16 protein-coding genes are annotated in these 18,240 nt (G+C 61.6%); all 16 read left to right on the top strand.

The window, feature by feature from the left end; genetic code table 11:
• Window positions 1-71 precede the first annotated feature (71 nt).
• The 16 genes from mraZ (at window position 72) to ftsA (ending at window position 18,165) form a co-directional block, all read left to right on the top strand.
• A complete protein-coding gene (mraZ, locus tag FJQ55_RS11890) occupies window positions 72-509 on the top strand; it encodes a division/cell wall cluster transcriptional repressor MraZ (RefSeq protein WP_140828158.1) in 438 nt (145 codons plus the stop codon).
• A 17-nt stretch (window positions 510-526) separates the two neighbouring features.
• Window positions 527-1,552 carry a 16S rRNA (cytosine(1402)-N(4))-methyltransferase RsmH gene (gene rsmH / locus FJQ55_RS11885; RefSeq protein WP_140828156.1) on the top strand — a complete coding sequence of 342 codons (1,026 nt, stop codon included), beginning with the start codon at window positions 527-529 and terminating at the stop codon, window positions 1,550-1,552.
• Between the two features lie 2 nt (window positions 1,553-1,554).
• Window positions 1,555-1,950, top strand: coding sequence for a cell division protein FtsL (gene ftsL / locus FJQ55_RS11880; RefSeq protein WP_140828155.1), 396 nt, complete (start codon window positions 1,555-1,557; stop codon window positions 1,948-1,950).
• The gene (locus FJQ55_RS11875) at window positions 1,950-3,695 is read left to right on the top strand and encodes a peptidoglycan D,D-transpeptidase FtsI family protein (protein ID WP_140828154.1); all 1,746 of its coding nucleotides are present in this window, start codon (window positions 1,950-1,952) and stop codon (window positions 3,693-3,695) included. The genes ftsL and FJQ55_RS11875 overlap by 1 nt, the downstream gene beginning before the upstream one ends.
• Window positions 3,696-3,752: 57 nt before the next feature.
• Window positions 3,753-5,213: a UDP-N-acetylmuramoyl-L-alanyl-D-glutamate--2,6-diaminopimelate ligase gene (locus FJQ55_RS11870; RefSeq protein ID WP_140828153.1), complete on the top strand. Its 1,461-nt coding sequence runs from the start codon at window positions 3,753-3,755 to the stop codon at window positions 5,211-5,213.
• Window positions 5,210-6,643, top strand: coding sequence for a UDP-N-acetylmuramoylalanyl-D-glutamyl-2,6-diaminopimelate--D-alanyl-D-alanine ligase (locus FJQ55_RS11865; RefSeq protein ID WP_140828151.1), 1,434 nt, complete (start codon window positions 5,210-5,212; stop codon window positions 6,641-6,643). Before FJQ55_RS11870 ends, FJQ55_RS11865 begins: the two co-directional genes overlap by 4 nt.
• Window positions 6,644-6,667: 24 nt before the next feature.
• A complete protein-coding gene (mraY, locus tag FJQ55_RS11860; protein ID WP_140828149.1) occupies window positions 6,668-7,768 on the top strand; it encodes a phospho-N-acetylmuramoyl-pentapeptide-transferase in 1,101 nt (366 codons plus the stop codon).
• A 7-nt stretch (window positions 7,769-7,775) separates the two neighbouring features.
• A complete protein-coding gene (murD, locus tag FJQ55_RS11855) occupies window positions 7,776-9,185 on the top strand; it encodes a UDP-N-acetylmuramoyl-L-alanine--D-glutamate ligase (RefSeq protein WP_140828148.1) in 1,410 nt (469 codons plus the stop codon).
• 1 nt (window position 9,186) lies between these two features.
• Window positions 9,187-10,341, top strand: coding sequence for a putative lipid II flippase FtsW (gene ftsW / locus FJQ55_RS11850; RefSeq protein ID WP_062279008.1), 1,155 nt, complete (start codon window positions 9,187-9,189; stop codon window positions 10,339-10,341).
• A gap of 3 nt (window positions 10,342-10,344) precedes the next feature.
• Window positions 10,345-11,466 (top strand): undecaprenyldiphospho-muramoylpentapeptide beta-N-acetylglucosaminyltransferase, encoded by a 1,122-nt coding sequence (gene murG / locus FJQ55_RS11845; protein WP_140828146.1) that lies wholly within the window; start codon window positions 10,345-10,347, stop codon window positions 11,464-11,466.
• The gene (murC, locus tag FJQ55_RS11840; protein WP_140828145.1) at window positions 11,463-12,875 is read left to right on the top strand and encodes a UDP-N-acetylmuramate--L-alanine ligase; all 1,413 of its coding nucleotides are present in this window, start codon (window positions 11,463-11,465) and stop codon (window positions 12,873-12,875) included. Before murG ends, murC begins: the two co-directional genes overlap by 4 nt.
• Complete coding sequence (gene murB / locus FJQ55_RS11835) at window positions 12,876-13,850, top strand: UDP-N-acetylmuramate dehydrogenase (RefSeq protein ID WP_140828143.1); 975 nt, start codon at window positions 12,876-12,878, stop codon at window positions 13,848-13,850.
• Window positions 13,851-13,929: 79 nt separating this feature from the next.
• Window positions 13,930-14,784 carry a GGDEF domain-containing protein gene (locus tag FJQ55_RS11830; protein WP_140828140.1) on the top strand — a complete coding sequence of 285 codons (855 nt, stop codon included), beginning with the start codon at window positions 13,930-13,932 and terminating at the stop codon, window positions 14,782-14,784.
• A 206-nt stretch (window positions 14,785-14,990) separates the two neighbouring features.
• Complete coding sequence (locus tag FJQ55_RS11825) at window positions 14,991-15,917, top strand: D-alanine--D-alanine ligase (protein WP_140829261.1); 927 nt, start codon at window positions 14,991-14,993, stop codon at window positions 15,915-15,917.
• Complete coding sequence (locus FJQ55_RS11820; RefSeq protein WP_281285485.1) at window positions 15,905-16,837, top strand: cell division protein FtsQ/DivIB; 933 nt, start codon at window positions 15,905-15,907, stop codon at window positions 16,835-16,837. The genes FJQ55_RS11825 and FJQ55_RS11820 overlap by 13 nt, the downstream gene beginning before the upstream one ends.
• On the top strand, window positions 16,834-18,165 hold the full coding sequence (gene ftsA, locus FJQ55_RS11815; protein ID WP_062278992.1) for a cell division protein FtsA: 1,332 nt from the start codon (window positions 16,834-16,836) through the stop codon (window positions 18,163-18,165). Before FJQ55_RS11820 ends, ftsA begins: the two co-directional genes overlap by 4 nt.
• Window positions 18,166-18,240: the final 75 nt, after the last annotated feature.

Below are 18,240 nucleotides of genomic sequence, written 5' to 3'. Positions count from 1 at the left end.
GGCGGGTGTTGTCATGTATGTGCGGGGGCCGATTACCGGCTTCTCGATTTCGGGGAGGTCGGTCGTCCGTTATGAACCGCTTCCTGTCCAATGCGATAAACAGGATCGATGCGAAGGGACGGGTTTCCGTCCCGGCGGCGTTTCGTGCCGTTTTGCTGCAGCGCGAGATTCAGGAGCTTTATTGTCTCCAGGATTTCGTCTATCCGGCGATCAATATCGGCGGTCCCGATTTGCTCGAACGATACGAGCAAAGAATGGCCGCGGAGGATCCCTTCGCATTGGAGGCGAACGAGATGTCGCTGCTCATTCACGGTGGCGGCGTCTTTATGCGACTCGATGCCGAGGGGCGGCTGGCGGTGACGGATTTTATCCGGGATTTCACGGGGATTTCCTCGGAGGTCTGTTTCGTCGGCCGGTCGGATCATTTTCAGGTGTGGCAACCGCAGGCATTTTCGGATGCTCAGGCGAGGGCCAGGGAGGTTGTCAGGCTGCGGGGCCTGAGAACCTAACAAGACGGGGAAACGGAATGGCGGCGAATCTTGGCGAAGGACATTCCGATGCCAATGGCGGATCGGTTCGCCACATTCCGGTTCTTCTCGATGGGGTGCTGAAGGCGCTCGAGCCCTGTCATGGCAAGGTGATTCTCGATGGCACGTTCGGGGCCGGCGGTTACACGCGGGCCATTCTCGATGCCGGCGCGGATGTGGTTGCGCTCGATCGTGACCCGAATGCGATTGCTGGCGGGCAGTCGATGGTTGCCGAGTATGGTGGCCGGCTTTTCCTTCATCACACGGAGTTTTCGTCGCTGGCCGATTTTGCACCGGACGGCGGTCTCGATGGTGTGGTGCTCGACATCGGCGTCTCTTCCATGCAGATCGACGAGGCCGAGCGGGGCTTCTCGTTTCAGCGGAACGGACCGCTCGACATGCGTATGTCGTCGTCCGGCGTGTCTGCTGCCGATGTCGTCAATCGCGCCAAGGTCTCCGACCTGATCCGCATCTTCGGTTTTCTAGGCGAAGAAAAACATTCCGGCCGCATTGCGCGCGCTATCGAAAAGCGCCGTCTGAATGAGCCTTTCCAGACGACGCGGGACCTCGCCAACCTCATCGAGACGGTCAATCCGCGTAAGGCCAAGGACAAGATCCACCCGGCCACGCGCGTCTTTCAGGCTCTTCGGATCTACGTCAACGACGAACTGGGCGAGTTGGCGCAGGCGCTGTTTGCTGCCGAGCGGGCTTTGAAGCCGGGTGGGCGGCTCGTCGTCGTCACCTTCCATTCTCTTGAAGATCGTATCGTCAAGAAGTTCTTTTCCGAGCGCGCCGGCAAGGCGTCAGGCTCGCGCCACCTTCCCATGGTCGAAGCGCGCCAGGCAACGTTCGAGCCGGTCGGCAAGGGCATGATTGCTGCCAGCGAAGAAGAGGCCGAACTCAACCCGCGTGCCCGCTCGGCCAAGCTTCGCGCCGGTATCCGGACCATGGCGCCACCTGAACGGGCCGACATGACGATCTTCGATCTGCCGGACCTTGCAACACTCGAAAAGATCGGAGGCTGATTGTGCTGCGAACCTTCGACTTCCTGCTGATCGGATCCATGGCGGCGGCGGCCGCCGTGACCTACCAGATCAAGCACGACACCGATAACAAGGCGGCCGAGGTGCGTCGCCTTGAGGCGGAGATCAAGCTGGAGAAAGACACGATCGACCTGCTGCGTGCCGATCGCGCTCTGCTCACCCAGCCGAACCGGCTCGATCGTCTGGTCAAGACCTACGAGACGGAGCTGCAGTTGCAGCCGACGGCGCCGACGCAGCTTGCCCGTCCGGTCGAATTGCCAATGCCCAAGGATCAGGTGCCGCAAAAGGAGGTTGCCGAGGGCAAGAAAGCCGAGTCCGATCCGGTCAAGGACCTGATTACGACCGGTTCGGTCAATCCAGCAGAAGCGGTGAATGACTGATGAGCTTTCTGTCGCGTATCATGCTCCTGAAGAGCCAGGCCCATTTTTCTACTGATGTGCAACGCGGCGGGGCCGTCGTTGCCGGTCCGCGGATCCAGGGCACAGCAAAACGCAAATCGGCGATGGCAAAGAATCGTGTCGGCCTGATGATCGCCGGTTTCTGCGTTGTCTATGCGATTATCGGCGGACGTCTGGTGCAATATGGCCAGGCTCAGCCGGAAACCGTCTCCAGCATTCTGCCGGCGGACCGGTTGATGGCGTCGCGGCCCGATATTCTCGATCGCAATGGCGAGGTATTGGCAACCGACATCCGCACGGTCTCCCTATTTGCCGAGCCGCACAAGATCGTTGACCCTGATGAGGCAGTCGAGCGTCTGGCGACGGTACTCACTGATCTGGACATCAAGGGCACCTACAAGAAGCTTTCGTCGAAGTCGCGTTTCCAGTGGCTGCGCCGCCAGCTCACTCCGAAGCAGCAGAGCCAGATCCTGGCGCTCGGCATTCCCGGCATCGGTTTTAGGCCGGAAAAGCGCCGCTTCTATCCCGGTGGATCCACCGCCTCGCACATCGTCGGTTACGTCAATATCGACAACCGCGGCATGACGGGCATGGAGAAGTATATCGACAACCAGGGGCTGGCGGACCTGCGGGCGCTCGGCATGACCAGCGATACGCCGCTCGAGCCGGTGAAGCTGTCGATCGACATTCGCGTGCAGAATATTGTGCGTGACGTGCTGGTCGATGCGATGGCGAAGTTCAAGTCGATCGGCGCCGGTGGTGTCGTGCTGGATGCGCATACCGGCGAAGTCATCGCGATGGCCTCGCTGCCGGATTTCGATCCGAACAATCCTGCCGGCTCGGAAGAGGGCTGGCTCAGCCGCATGGCGAACGGCACCTTCGAGATGGGATCCACCTTCAAGTCCTTCACCATCGCAATGGGTCTGGATTCCGGCAAGGTTTCGCTGAAGGACAGTTTTGATGCCCGCTATCCCATCCGGATCGGCGGTTTCACCATCAAGGACTTCCACGGCAAGAACCGCATCCTGACGGTGCCGGAGATCTTCCAGTATTCGTCGAACATCGGCACCGCCAAGGTCGCGGATCTGGTCGGAACCGATGCTCATAAGGAGTTCCTTACCCGCCTCGGCCTCTTGACGAAAATGCAGACCGAGTTGCCGGAAGTGGCGATGCCGTCGCAGCCGCGCGAATGGAAGAAGATCAATTCGATCACGATCTCCTTCGGTCACGGCGTTTCGACCACGCCGCTTCAGACCGCCGTTGCCGGCGTGGCGCTGGTCAATGGTGGCAAACTCATCGAACCGACCTTCCTGCCGCGCACTCGCGAACAAGCCGATCTCGTTGCCAAGCAGGTCATCAAGCCGTCGACGAGCGACGACATGCGCTTCCTGTTTGAGTGGAACGGGATCAAGGGCTCCGGCAAGAACGCCCGCGTCGAAGGCTTCGACGTCGGCGGCAAGACCGGGACGGCCGACAAGGTCGTGAATGGCCGATATGTCGGCGACAAGAACTTCAACGCCTTCCTCGCCGCGTTCCCAATCGACAATCCTCGTTACGTTGTCCTGACCTTCATTGATGAGCCAAAGACCGACAAAGGCAATGGCGCGGCGCTCGCCGGCAACAGTGCAGCGCCGATGGTTGGCGAGATCATTCGCAGAAGCGCCGCAATTCTTGGTGTAGAACCCAAATTCGGGGAAGACGGGTCTGCTTTGCTCGTCTCTTATTGACCAGAATGAACAAACGGGGCGATTCGACTGGTTTTGCTCCGGAAGGATGGACTGCACATGCTTTTGGGCACATTGGCCGGCGAGGACTATAAGGATCAGGTATCGGCGGCTGGTGCCGCCGATGTTGAGGTGGCTGGGCTTTCCGCAGACAGCCGTAAAGTCGAACCGGGCACCGTCTTCTTTGCTCTTTCCGGCTCTAAGGCCGATGGTGGCGCCTATGTGGCTGACGCTGTCGCCAAGGGTGCTGTGGCGATTGTCGCCGCGCATTCGCTCGACACCGCCGTTGCCGTTCCCGTCATCGTCGTCGATAGCCCGCGCCGCTTCCTGGCCTTGGCTGCGGCCCGTTTTGTCGGTCGCCAGCCGAAGACCATGGTGGCCGTCACCGGGACAGCCGGCAAGACCTCTGTTGCCTCCTTCACCCGCCAGATCTGGGCCTTTGCTGGCCATCCGGCGGCGCAGATCGGCACAACCGGGGTCATTTCGCCCAGCCGCAACGATTACGGTTCGCTGACGACGCCCGATCCGTTGGCACTGCACACGCTGCTCGGTGAACTGGCCGACGAGGGCGTGACGCATGCGGCGATGGAAGCCTCCAGCCACGGTCTCGACCAAAGCCGTCTCGATGGTGTTGTTCTCTCCGCAGCCGGTTTTACCAATCTCGGCCGCGACCACATGGATTACCATCCGACGGTCGAGGACTACATGGCCGCCAAGATGCGGCTCTTTGATACGTTGTTGCCGAAAGGTTCACCTGCCGTCATCTATGCCGACGATGCCTGGTCGGACGAGGCGGTCAGGGTAGCAACGGCTGCCGGCCATGACGTGCGTACCGTCGGCCGCAAGGGCACATTCCTCAGCCTCAAGCGCGTCGAGCATTTCCGCCACAAGCAGGTGGCCGAAGTTCATCACGGGGACCAGATCTTCGAGGTGCATATTCCGCTTGCCGGCGATTTCCAGATTGCCAATGCGCTGGTGTCGGCCGGGCTCGCCATTTCGACTGGCGTGCCGGTCGCTGTCGCGTTGAAGGCGCTCGAAACCCTGGTCGGTGCGTCCGGGCGGCTCGAGCTGGTCGGGCAGACGAAGGGTGGCGCACTTGCCTATGTCGATTATGCCCATAAGCCGGATGCGCTGGAAAACGTCTTGAACTCGGTTCGCCCGTTCACCACCGGACGTGTCATCGTCGTCTTCGGCTGCGGCGGCGACCGGGACAAGGGCAAGCGGCCGATCATGGGCGAGATCGCCTCCCGGCTCGCCGACATTACGATCGTCACGGACGACAATCCGCGTTCGGAAGTGCCGGCGACGATTCGCTCCGAGATCATGGCGGCGACGCCGAAGGGGATCGAGATCGGCGACCGTGCGCAGGCGATCCGCGCTGCGGTGGCCATGCTGTCGGCCGGCGATACGCTGATTGTGGCCGGCAAGGGACATGAGGAAGGGCAGACGGTCGGAGGAACCACGCTGCCCTTCTCGGATCATGCCGAAGTTCGACATGCCTTGGAGGAGTTCGACCGTTGACCCTGCTCTGGACCTCACGCGACATGGTGGTTGCCATGGGCGGCCGGCCCTTTGGCCAGCTGCCCGACGGCGTTACTGGAATATCGATCGACAGCCGCACGATTGCACCCGGCGAGGCTTTCTTCGCCATCAAGGGTGACCGGGTCGACGGCCATGACTATGCAAGCCTTGCCATCGCAAACGGAGCTTCTTTGCTCGTCGTCAGCGAGGCCAAGCTTCCGGCACTGGGGCGTCTGACGGTCCCGATGATCGTCGTGGACGATGTGCTGGTCGGCCTGCAGAAGCTTGGCATTGCAGCGCGCGACCGGACGGCTGCGACCGTGATTGCCGTTACCGGTTCGGTGGGAAAGACGACGACCAAGGAAATGCTGCGCCTGGCGCTTGAGCCGTCTGGAAAGGTGCATGCCTCTGTCGCCTCCTTCAATAATCACTGGGGTGTGCCGCTGACCCTCGCCCGCATGCCGATGGATACCCGGTATGGCGTCTTCGAATTGGGCATGAACCACGCCGGCGAAATAGGTCCGTTGTCGCGGATGGTCCGCCCTGATGTTGCCATCATCACCACAATCGCACCGGCCCATCTCGGCAATTTTTCGAGCGTCGATGAAATTGCCGATGCCAAGGCGGAGATCTTCGAGGGCGTGGTCAACGGCGGTGACGTCATTCTCAACCGCGACAACGCCTATTTCGAACGGCTGGAGCAGGCGGCGCAGGCTGCGGGGATCGAAAACGTGCACAGCTTCGGCCAGCACGCCAAGGCCGAGTTCCGGCTGGCCGAGTTCGACGGTGCGGCGGAGCTCTCGACGCTGTGGGTCTCGTTCCATGGCGAAACGCGCGAGGTGAGCATCGGCGCGCCGGGTCGACACCTGGCCGAGAACGCGATGGCGGTTCTGGCCGCTGTTTCGCTCGTCGGTGCCGACCTCCAGGCGGCGATCGAAGCCTTTGCGCATCTGTCGGCGGTCAAGGGGCGCGGCGCCCGACACAAGCTGTCAATAGGCGGCGGTTCACTGACGCTGATCGACGAAAGCTACAATGCCAATCCGGCCTCGATGCGGGCTGCCATCTCAGTGCTCGCCTCGTCGCAGCCGCAATATGACGGACGGCGGATTGCCGTGCTTGGCGACATGCTGGAAATGGGGGAGTTTTCGCCGTCGGTGCATGCCGAGCTTGCCGGACCGTTGCTTGCCGCCGGGATAGAGCATGTATGGCTCGCGGGTGCGGAAATGGTGGCCTTGCGGGACGCCCTGCCGGAGACGGTTTCCGTCGTCTATCTTGAGACGACGGCGGAACTCGCGAATTTCGTCACAACGGAGGTTCGCCCTGGCGACGTGGTGATGGTCAAATCTTCTCTCGGCATCGGCTTCGGCAAGATTGTATCGGCTCTGCTTGACAAGTATCCGGCATTCCCCGACACGGAGCGCCACTCTTAATTCGGGCTTTTGGAAAGGGCTCCCATGCTGATTTGGCTTGTGGAACTGGCGAACCACTTTCAGTTTTTCAATCTGTTCCGGTACATCACGTTCCGAACGGGGGCCGCTCTCTTCACCTCGGCGGCGGTCGTCTTCCTGTTTGGACCGGCGATGATCTCGTCGCTTCGCGTGCGTCAGGGTAAGGGCCAGCCGATCCGTGCAGACGGGCCGCAGACGCATTTCAAGAAGGCTGGCACGCCGACCATGGGCGGCTTGATGATCCTCGCTGGTATCGTTGTGTCTTCGCTGCTGTGGGCGGATTTGTCGAACATCTATGTCGTGGCAACGCTGCTCGTCACGCTCGGCTTCGGCGCCATCGGCTTCTACGATGACTATCTCAAGGTGACAAAACAGACGGACAAGGGGTTTTCCGGCAAGGCCCGTCTAGGCATCGAATTCCTCATCGCGGGCGTCGCCGTCTATTTCATGATGAGTTCGGCGCTGCATTCGGCGCCTCAGGGTTCGACCTTCGCATCCTCGGTTGCATTCCCCTTCGTCAAGGACTACCTGCTCGATCTCGGCCTGTTTTTCGTGCTGTTCGGCGGCTTTGTCATCGTCGCGGCCGGCAATGCGGTCAACCTCACCGACGGGCTGGACGGGCTCGCCATCGTGCCTGTCATGATCGCGGCGGCATCCTTTGGCGTGATCGCCTATCTGGCCGGTAATGCCGTCTTTGCAAACTATCTGCAGATCCATTTCGTCCCGGGTACCGGGGAACTGGCCGTGCTGCTCGGTGCCGTCATCGGTGCTGGCCTTGGCTTCCTCTGGTTCAATGCGCCGCCGGCGGCCATTTTCATGGGCGACACCGGATCGCTTGCGCTCGGCGGCCTGATCGGCTCCGTGGCGGTCGCAACCAAGCACGAGATCGTCATGGCGATCATCGGCGGTCTCTTTGTCATGGAGACCCTGTCGGTGATCATCCAGGTCGGCTATTTCAAGCTCACCGGCAAGCGCGTTTTCCTGATGGCACCGATCCATCATCATTTCGAAAAGCTTGGTTGGACGGAAAGCCAGGTGGTGATCCGCTTCTGGATCATCGCTGTCGGCCTCGGCATGCTCGGTCTCTCGACCCTCAAGCTGCGGTGAGGCGAGAATGATTGCGGCGAGCAGTTTCAAGGGCAAGCGGGTTGCGCTTTTCGGGCTCGGAGGTTCCGGGCTCGCAACGGCGAAGTCCCTGCAGGCGGGTGGTGCCGAGGTTTTCGCCTGGGACGACAATCCCGACAGCGTCGCCCGAGCCGCGGCCGAGGGGATCGCGACGGTCGATCTGCACGGCATCGACTGGTCGGGGATTGCGTCCTTTATCCTGTCTCCTGGTGTGCCGCTCACCCATCCCAAGCCGCACTGGACGGTTGCTCTGGCTAAGTCCGCAGGCGTCGAGATCATCGGAGACGTCGAAATCTTCGTGCGCGAGCGGCGTCTGCACGCACCGGATTGCCCGTTCATCGCGATTACCGGCACCAACGGCAAATCGACGACCACGGCATTGATCGCCCATATCCTGCAGGCGAGCGGACGCGATACGCAACTCGGCGGCAATATCGGCCGTGCGGTACTGACGCTCGAGCCACCGAAGGCCGAGCGCTATTTCGTCGTGGAGTGCTCGTCCTATCAGATCGATCTTGCTCCGACCCTCAATCCGACGGCCGGCATCCTGCTCAACCTGACGCCGGATCACCTCGACCGGCACGGAACGACGCAGCATTATGCCGACGTCAAGGAAAGGCTGGTGGCCGGGGCGGGGACGGCGATAGTCGGCGTCGACGACAGCTATTGTGAGCTGATCGGGGATCGCATCGAGCGGTCCGGCCATAAGGTCATCCGGATTTCGAAGCGCCAGCCACTGGCCGACGGTCTCTATGCCGAGGGATCGCGCATCCTGCAGGCGGATCAGGGCGCTGTTGCGCCGCTGGCAGATCTCGACGGCATCCAGACCTTGCGCGGCAGCCACAATGCCCAGAACGCGGCGGCTGCAATTGCTGCCTGCCTTGCGGTCGGGGTTTCAGTCGAGGATGTTCGGTTGGGGCTGAAAAGCTTCCCCGGTCTCAAGCACCGCATGCAGCCGGTTGGCCGTCGCAAGCAGGTCGTGTTCGTCAACGACAGCAAGGCGACCAATGCGGAGGCGGCCGCGCCTGCACTGTCCAGCTATGACCGGATCTACTGGATCGCGGGCGGACTTCCGAAAGAGGGCGGGATCGCAAGCCTCGCTCCACTCTTCCCGCGTATCGTCAAGGCTTATCTGATCGGCGAAGCCGCCTCGGCCTTTGCCGCAACGCTGGGAGAACAGGTGGCTTTCGAGATCTCCGACACGCTCGATCGTGCGGTTGCCCATGCGGCGGCCGATGCGGCGCGTGACGCTGAACCGTCTGCCGTCATGCTGTCGCCCGCCTGCGCGAGCTTCGACCAGTTCAAGAATTTCGAGGTTCGCGGCGACAGCTTCGTTCGTCTGGTCGCAGGGCTCGACGGAATGGCCATGCTGATCGACGTGCCAGAAGGAGGCAAATGACATGGTGAGCCGCGTAGAGAGAGGTCCCGTTGCGGACTGGTTCTGGACGATCGACCGCCTGTTCCTCTTCACGTTCATCCTGTTGATGGGCATCGGACTGATGCTGTCCTTCGCCGCGTCTCCTGCGGTTGCCGAGCGGCTGGGGCTAGACAGCTTCCATTTCGTCAAGCGGCATGCAGCCTTCATGCTGCCGGCGCTGACCGTGATGATCGGCCTGTCCTTCCTGTCGCCGCGCCAGGTACGGCGGACCGCCATGGTCATGCTCGCAACGGCGCTGATCATGATGGTGCTGGTGTTGTTCGTCGGCGTCGAAGTGAAGGGCGGGCGCCGCTGGCTGTCGCTGCTTGGGCTGTCCATTCAGCCGTCGGAGTTCATGAAGCCTGCCTTCGTCGTTATCTGTGCCTGGCTGTTTGCTGAACATGCGCGCCAGCCAGAAATTCCGGGAAATCTTTTCGCCATCCTGCTGTTCGGCATGACCGCCGCCCTGCTGATCGCCCAGCCCGACCTTGGCCAGACCATTCTGATCGGCAGCGTCTGGAGCGCCATGTTCTTCATGGCCGGCATGCCATGGCTGTGGATCGTGGTGCTCGGCGTACTCGGTGCTACCGGCTTTTTCGGCGCTTATGTGACACTGCCGCACGTTGCGGGACGCGTAGACCGGTTCTTGACCGGTGAAGGCGATACCTTTCAGGTGGACACGGCGCATGACGCCATCGTCCATGGCGGCTGGTTCGGGCTCGGGCCGGGCGAGGGCATCGTCAAGCGGATCATCCCCGACAGCCATACCGACTTCATCTTCTCGGTTGCGGCGGAAGAGTTCGGCATCGTCTTCTGCATGGTCCTGGTTGCGATCTTCGGCTTCCTGGTTCTCCGCGGCCTCAGCCACGCCTATCGCGAGCGAAATGATTTTAATCGGCTGGCGGTGGCCGGCCTCGTTCTCCTGCTCGGCATCCAGTCGATGATCAATATCGGCGTCAATCTGCAGCTGTTGCCGGCCAAGGGCATGACGCTGCCGCTTATCTCCTATGGTGGTTCGTCGATGACCGCGATCTGCGTGACGGCAGGCTTCATTCTTGCCCTCACGCGCCGTCGTCCGGAAAAGCGCGCTCAGGAGCGCAGCCTGTTCCGGTCTGTGGCCGGCGTTCCGGCGGAGTAAGCGATGTCCAAAGGTCTTGTTCTCCTCGCCGCCGGTGGCACCGGTGGTCACCTCTTTCCTGCCGAAGCGCTGGCCCACGAACTGAAGCAGCGCGGCTACGGCGTTCATCTGGTAACGGACAAGCGTGCCGAACGTTTTGCGGGGACGTTTCCGGCTGAGGAAATCCACACGGTCTCTTCCGCCACGATCGGCTCGCGCAATCCCCTTGCCATGGCCAACGCAGTGCTGACGCTCTGGCGCGGTTATCGCGAAGCCAAGACGCTGATCAGCCGCCTGCAGCCGAAGGCGGTGATCGGCTTTGGTGGTTATCCGACGGTGCCGCCGCTCTTTGCAGCCGCTGGCCTCGGCGTGCCGACCGCTGTTCACGAACAGAACGCCGTCATGGGCCGGGCGAACCGCCTGCTCGCATCTCGCGTCGATGCGATTGCCGGCGGGTTTCTGGCGCCCGGTGGCGCCTACCAGTCGAAGATGCGGCTTACCGGCAATCCGGTACGCCCGGCCGTCATCGCGGCGGCGAACGTTCCCTACGTGCCGTCGGGCGAGGGGCAGTCGTTCCGGCTTGTCGTCTTTGGCGGTAGCCAGGGCGCGCAGTTCTTTTCAGAAGCAATCACGCCGGCCGTGGCCATGCTGCCAACGGAACTGAAGGCACGACTTGTAGTGACGCAGCAGGCCCGGCCTGAGGATGGGCAAAAGGTCAAGGACGCTTATGCGGCACTCGGCATTCCGGCCGATGTGGCACCCTTCTTCACCGACATGGCGGAACGGCTTGCCGCAGCGCATCTGGTCATCTGCCGCTCCGGCGCATCGACCGTTTCGGAACTTGCGGTGATCGGTCGCCCCAGCATTCTCGTGCCCTATCCCCATGCGCTGGATCACGATCAGGCGGCCAATGCGGCAGCACTTGCGGCGAAGGGCGGCGCGCAGGTGATCGCCCAGGCGGAGCTTTCGCGGGAACGTATCGCCGGGCTGTTGCAGCAGGCGATGGAGAACCCCGAATCGCTCGCTCTCACCGCCGCGGCAGCGAAAAGCACGGGCAAGCCCGATGCGGCCGGCTTGCTCGCAGACCTCGTAGAGGCTATTGCCGCCGGCAAGGGCATTGCCCAGCGGAATGGAGCCACACTATGAAAATGCCGAAAACCATTGGTCTGGTCCACTTCATCGGGATCGGCGGGATCGGGATGAGCGGGATTGCAGAGGTCCTGCACAATCTCGGTCACAAGGTTCAAGGGTCGGACCAGTCGGAAAGCGCCAATGTCCAGCGTCTCAGGGCCAAGGGCATCGAAGTCTTTGTTGGGCACACGGCCGAGAACCTCGGCGAGGCCGAGGTGGTCGTCGTGTCGACGGCGATCAAGAAGAGCAATCCGGAACTGATCGCGGCGCGGGAAAAGCTGCTGCCGATCGTTCGCCGTGCGGAAATGCTGGCGGAGCTGATGCGCTTTCGCAATGCGATCGCCGTCGGTGGTACGCATGGCAAGACGACGACGACCTCGATGGTGGCAGCACTTCTCGACGCCGGCGCGCTTGACCCGACAGTCATCAATGGTGGCATCATCAATGCCTATGGCACCAATGCGCGCATGGGCGAGGGCGAGTGGATGGTGGTCGAGGCCGACGAATCGGACGGTACCTTCCTGAAGCTGCCGGCGGACGTTGCAATCGTCACCAATATCGACCCTGAGCATCTCGACCATTACGGCACCTTTGACAATGCGCGCGCCGCCTTCCGGCAGTTCGTCGAGAACGTGCCCTTCTACGGCTTCGGGGTGATGTGCCTTGACCATCCGGAAGTGCAGGCACTGGTTGGCCGCATCGAGGACCGCAAGGTCATCACCTATGGCGAGAACCCGCAGGCGGACGTGCGTTTCTCCAACGTGCGCCTCGATGGCACGCGTTCGATCTTCGACGTCGAGATTCGCCGCCGCCGCACCGGTCGCGTGTTCAGCTTCAAGGATCTGGTGCTGCCGATGCCGGGCCGGCACAACATCTCCAATGCGTGCGCGGCGATCGCCGTCGCCAACCGGCTCGACATTCCAGAAGACGCAATCCGCAAGGGCCTCGCCGGTTTCGGCGGCGTGAAGCGTCGATTCACCCTCACAGGAACAGCCAACGGCGTTCAGGTGTTCGACGACTACGGACACCATCCGGTCGAGATCAAGGCCGTGCTGAAGGCGGCGCGGGAATCCTGCAAGGGCCGGATCATCGCCGTTCATCAACCGCACCGCTATTCGCGGCTAGCCAGCCTGTTCGACGATTTTGCCAATTGCTTCAACGATGCCGACACGATCTTCCTGTCGCCAGTCTATGCAGCGGGCGAAGATCCGATCGATGGGGTTGATTCGGAAGCGCTGGTGTCTCGGATCAAATCAAGCGGGCATCGGGATGCGCGTTATCTCGCCGCGCCCGATCAACTCGCTTCTCTCGTCGCGGGCATTGCACAACCGGGTGATTTCGTGGTCCTCTTGGGGGCTGGCAACATCACCCAATGGGCGGCTGCCCTGCCGGCGGAACTTGATGCAATTTCGGGAAAGTCTTGAATGAAACAGGTGGATGGGGAAAAGCTGCTGGCCTCGCTCGGGTCAGGCGTCAATGAACTGAAGGGGCGGCTGACGCCGGATGCACCGATGGACCGCGTCACGTGGTTCCAGGCGGGCGGGCTCGCCGAACTGATGTTCCAGCCGCATGACACGGAAGACCTCATCACCTTTCTCAAGCTATTGCCGGATGACGTGCCGTTGACGGTGATCGGCGTCGGCTCGAACCTTTTGGTGCGTGACGGCGGCATTCCGGGGGTGGTGGTGCGCCTCTCCGCCAAGGGCTTTGGCCAAGTGGAGTTGGCCGGTGAGAACCGTATTCGGGCCGGCGCCATTTGCCCAGACAAGCACATCGCTGCCATGGCGATGGACAACAGCATCGGCGGCTTCCACTTCTACTACGGCATTCCCGGTTCGATCGGCGGTGCGGTTCGCATGAATGCCGGTGCCAATGGCGGCGACACGGCGGGGCGGCTGGTCGAGGTCGAGGCGGTGGATCGCAAGGGCAATGTGCATGTCCTGTCGAATGCCGACATGGGTTACAGCTATCGCCACTCGGGCGCTTCCCCCGATCTGATTTTCACGCATGCGACCTTTGAGGGTTACCCGGAGGACCGGGCGAAGATCCGCGCCGACATGGATGCGGTGCGTCATCACCGCGAGACGGTTCAGCCGGTCAAGGAAAAAACGGGCGGCTCCACCTTCAAGAACCCCGAGGGGCATTCCGCCTGGGAACTGATCGACGAGGCCGGTTGCCGGGGCCTGATGATCGGCGGCGCGCAGATGTCATCGCTGCATTGCAATTTCATGATCAATGTCGGCCATGCGACCGGCTACGATCTGGAATATCTCGGCGAGACTGTTCGCCAGCGCGTGCTTGAGCATTCGGGCGTAAAACTGGAATGGGAAATCAAACGCTTGGGCATCTTCATGCCCGGCCGTGAGGTCAAGCCCTTCATGGGATCAGTGCCGGCCTGAGAATTCTGTTTTTGGGTATTCGTATCTGCATGAATTCTTAACTCGCGATCACTAAGCTCTCCTCAGTTTGGGGGCTATGATGGTCGCGAGTGTACATGCCTGGGTGATGCAGCAGCTGATGCTGGGTGCGTTTTCGTCTCGTCAGGCCGTCCTGCGTAAAGCCGTCGTCATGGCCGCGAAGATTGCCGTCTTCGCCTATGTCCTCAATATCCTCTCCCATCTCGTGCTCGTCGCATTCGGTCTTTTGCCCTATGCCCTGGGGCCGGCACTCGTGATCGCGACCGTGCTCACTCCGCCCGTTTCCTTCGTCGTTGCCGTGCTCGCCTATAGTGTCGTCGGGCTCGCCATTTACGACCTTGGCCTGTCGAATCAGCGTTTTGAAATGCTGAGCCGGACCGACATGCTTTCGGGGCTGATGAACCGGCGGGCCTTTCTTGATGAGTTCGAGCGCGTGCGCGGCCAGGCGAGCCTCATCCTTTTCGACATCGACCGCTTCAAGGCGATCAATGACGGACTGGGTCACAAAACAGGTGACGATGTCATCGCGCAGGTTGCAGCAGTGCTGACGTCCAGAGCGCCAGACGGCGCCAAGGTCTCGCGCATCGGTGGGGAGGAATTCGCTGTGCTATTGACTGGCCTCGATTCTTCCGCGGCTCTGGCGGTCGCAGAGGGAATGCTCCACGCGGTCGAGACAGCGGAGTTTGTGGGCCCCGCCGGCGCTTTTCCGGTCACGGTGTCTGCAGGTGTCGCCGACGGGGTGGCTGAGCTCGGATTCAGCGAGATTTTTTCCATGGCGGATCGCGCCCTATATCTCGCCAAGGCTGCTGGCCGGAATCGACTTGTCCATGCCAATGCCCTGCAGGTTGCCGTTTCGGGCGAGGAAGCCGTGGTTTCGCCAGAGCTTGTCACATTCGAGACACGCCGGTCGGCCTGATCGAGTTTTCTTCAATTCCTAAATCTTTCAGCGCCTTAGCCACGCAAGCCGAGATTTTGAATCCCGAAGCGGCTGTCGGGTGCCATGCGAGAAGTTAACGAAAGTAAACACTTCATTAACCTTAATGTTGTTCAACTGACATGGAAGGAATCGAAGCGGCCACTGTTGCTGCATCTCGGTTTAACGGTTTTTTTGCGAGGCGTTTTATGAGTGGCAAGCATGTCGCGGTTTTGATGGGTGGAATTTCATCCGAGCGCCCGGTGAGCTTGTCGTCCGGAACTGCCTGTGCGGCTGCTCTCGAAGGGCAGGGATACCGGGTGACGCAGGTGGACGTCGGTCGTGACATCGGTCGCGTCCTGGAGGGGCTCCGTCCGGATGTTGCGTTCAACGCGCTGCACGGCCCGTTCGGTGAGGATGGCACCATTCAGGGCGTGCTGGAATACCTCGAGATTCCCTATACGCATTCCGGCGTGCTCGCCTCGGCGCTTGCCATGGACAAGAAGCAGGCGAAGATCGTGGCTGCTCAGGCCGGAATTCCGGTGGCGGATGCCATGGTGCTGAATCGCTTCGACATTGGCAACACGCATCCAATGGCGCCGCCTTATGTGGTCAAGCCGGTACGCGAAGGGTCGAGTTTCGGTGTTGTCATCGTTCGCGAGGATATGGCGCATCCGCCGCAGATCCTGACGTCCAGCGAATGGCGGTATGGCGACGTTGTCATGGTTGAGCGCTACGTCGCGGGCCGTGAGCTGACCTGTGGCATCATGGATGGCAAGCCGCTGGGTGTCACCGAAATCGTGCCGCTCGGTCACAGCTTCTACGACTACGATTCGAAGTATGCGGCCGGTGGGTCGCAGCACGTGCTTCCTGCGCAAATTTCACCGAAAATTTACCAAAAAATACAATCATTGGCGCTTGAGGCGCATCGGGCGATCGGGTGCCGCGGAGTGAGTCGTTCAGACTTCCGCTACGACGATCGTCTGTCCGAGGATGGTGATCTGATCTGGCTGGAGCTCAACAATCAGCCTGGTATGACCCCAACCTCCCTGTTGCCGGAAATGGCGGCCCATGCGGGCTATAGCTTTGGTGAATTTGTAAGCTGGATGGTGGAGGACGCATCGTGTTCTCGATGAGTGGCAAGAGGGTGGTCGAGGGCGAGAGCGGATATTCCGCCATGCCGACCGGCGCGGGCGAGGGTGTGGTTCTGCCGCGTCCGCTGCGTCGGACGGTGCGCTTCGTCGCCAGCTTCTGTTCGGGTCGTGTTCCCTTGCCGCGCCATCTTGGCAAGGCTTCTCTGGCTGTCTTTTACTCGGCGGTTGCTCTGCACGGCGTGATCGTTGGCGGCCACGGTCCTGAGGTCATGGAGTCCGTAACCTCGACTGCCGGTTTCGCCATCGAAGACGTCAGGGTTTCCGGCAATCAGCACACGTCTGAAATCGACATCCTGCAGCTGCTCGGCCTTGATGGTGCCTCGAGCCTGCTGGAGCTCGATATCGCTGCGGCCCGCAAGGCGCTTTCCGAGCTTCCCTGGGTCGAGTCGGTCGAGCTTCGCAAGATCTATCCCGGTACTGTCGAGGTGATGCTGAAGGAACGTCAGGCTTATGCGATCTGGCAGCATGGTTCCGACCTGTCGCTGATTGAGCGCTCAGGTAGTGTGATTGCGCCGCTGCGGGACAACAAATTCGCCTCGCTGCCGCTCTTCGTTGGTCGCGATGCCGAAACCGCCGCTGCTGCTGTCGAGGAAGAGTTTGCGAAGTGGCCCGCTATCGCGTCGCGCGTGAAGGCCTTTGTGCGTGTCGCTGGCCGTCGCTGGGATGTGCATCTGGACAATGGCGTGATCGTCAAGTTGCCGGAAGACCATATCGGTGATGCGCTCGCCCTTCTGACCCGCTTCGACCAGGAGCAGCAGGTTCTTTCGCGCGACATCGTCGCAATCGACCTGCGCCTGCCAGACCGGATCGCGGTTCGTCTGACGCCCGAGGCGCAGGAGCGCCGCCAGGTGGCAGTCGAAGCCCGGGCCAAGGAACTCAAGAAGCTGGAGCAGAAGATATGAGCATCTTTGGTGGCTCCTCCTTCGGTCTGCCCCGCACGAAGCCGCTTTCCTCCAAGCGCGCTCATGTCGTGTCCGTGCTCGACATCGGCACCACCAAGGTCGTTTGCATGATCGCGCGGCTGACACCGCGGCGCGAAACCTCGGTTCTTCCGGGTCGTACGCACAATGTCGAGGTCATTGGCCTGGGACATCAGCGCTCCTACGGCATCAAGTCTGGCGTCATCGCCGATCTGGATGCGGTCGAGAACGTGGTTCGGCTGGCGGTCGATGCGGCGGAACGGATGGCTGGCCTTACCGTCGAGAGCCTGATCGTCAATGTTTCCGCCGGCCGGATCGGTTCGGACGTCTATACCGCCACCATCGATCTCGGTGGCCAGGAAGTCGAATCGGGCGATCTGCGCAAGGTGCTGATCGCTGCCGGGCAGAAGTCCCAGGGCAATGACCGCGCCGTGCTGCATTCGCTTCCGACGGGCTTTTCGCTTGACGGCGAGCGAGGAATCCGTGATCCACTCGGAATGTATGGCGACGTCCTCGGCGTCGACATGCATGTGGTCACGGCCGAACGTGCAGCGCTTCGCAATCTGGAGCTTTGCATCAACCGCGCTCACCTGACCGTCGAAGGCGTGGTTGCCACGCCTTACGCCAGCGGCCTTGCCGCTCTGGTCGACGACGAGGTCGAACTTGGTTGTGCTGCGATCGACATGGGCGGCGGCATGACCACCATCTCTGTCTTCGCAGAAGGCAAGTTGATCCATACGGACGCCATCGGGATCGGCGGTCACCATGTGACGACCGATCTGGCGCGCGGGCTTTCCACCCGTATCGAGGATGCAGAACGCCTGAAGGTCGTTCACGGTTCGGCCGTCGCCAACGGCGCCGACGATCGCGAGGTCGTGTCCGTCCCGCCGATTGGTGAGGATGATCGCGATCAGCCGACCCAGGTTCCGCGGGCCCTGCTCACCCGGATTATCAGCGCGCGCATCGAGGAAACGCTCGAACTGCTGCGCGACCGGATCCAGAAGTCGGGCTTCTCGCCGGTGGTCGGCAAACGGGTCGTCCTGACGGGTGGTGCGTGCCAATTGACCGGCATGCCGGAAGCGGCGCGCCGTATTCTGGCCAGGAACGTGCGTATCGGTCGTCCAATGGGCGTGTCCGGCCTGCCGGCAGCGGCCAAGGGGCCAGCCTTCTCGACGGCGGTCGGGCTGACGATCTATCCGCAGATGGCGGACCAGGAAACACATGCCGGGCAGGGCGGGTTGTTCTCGCCCTTCGGCAACGGAAGCAGCCGGATTGCCCGCATGGGCCAGTGGCTGAAAGAGAGTTTTTGAGCTTACCCACCGACCGCAAGGTTCGGCCAAGGGAAATCTGTTGAAATGACATGGCCGGCTTGGCGATGCGGCCGG

Source organism: Rhizobium glycinendophyticum (assembly GCF_006443685.1).
GTDB lineage: Bacteria > Pseudomonadota > Alphaproteobacteria > Rhizobiales > Rhizobiaceae > Allorhizobium > Allorhizobium glycinendophyticum.
This window is presented reverse-complemented; position numbering and strand designations above follow the sequence as displayed.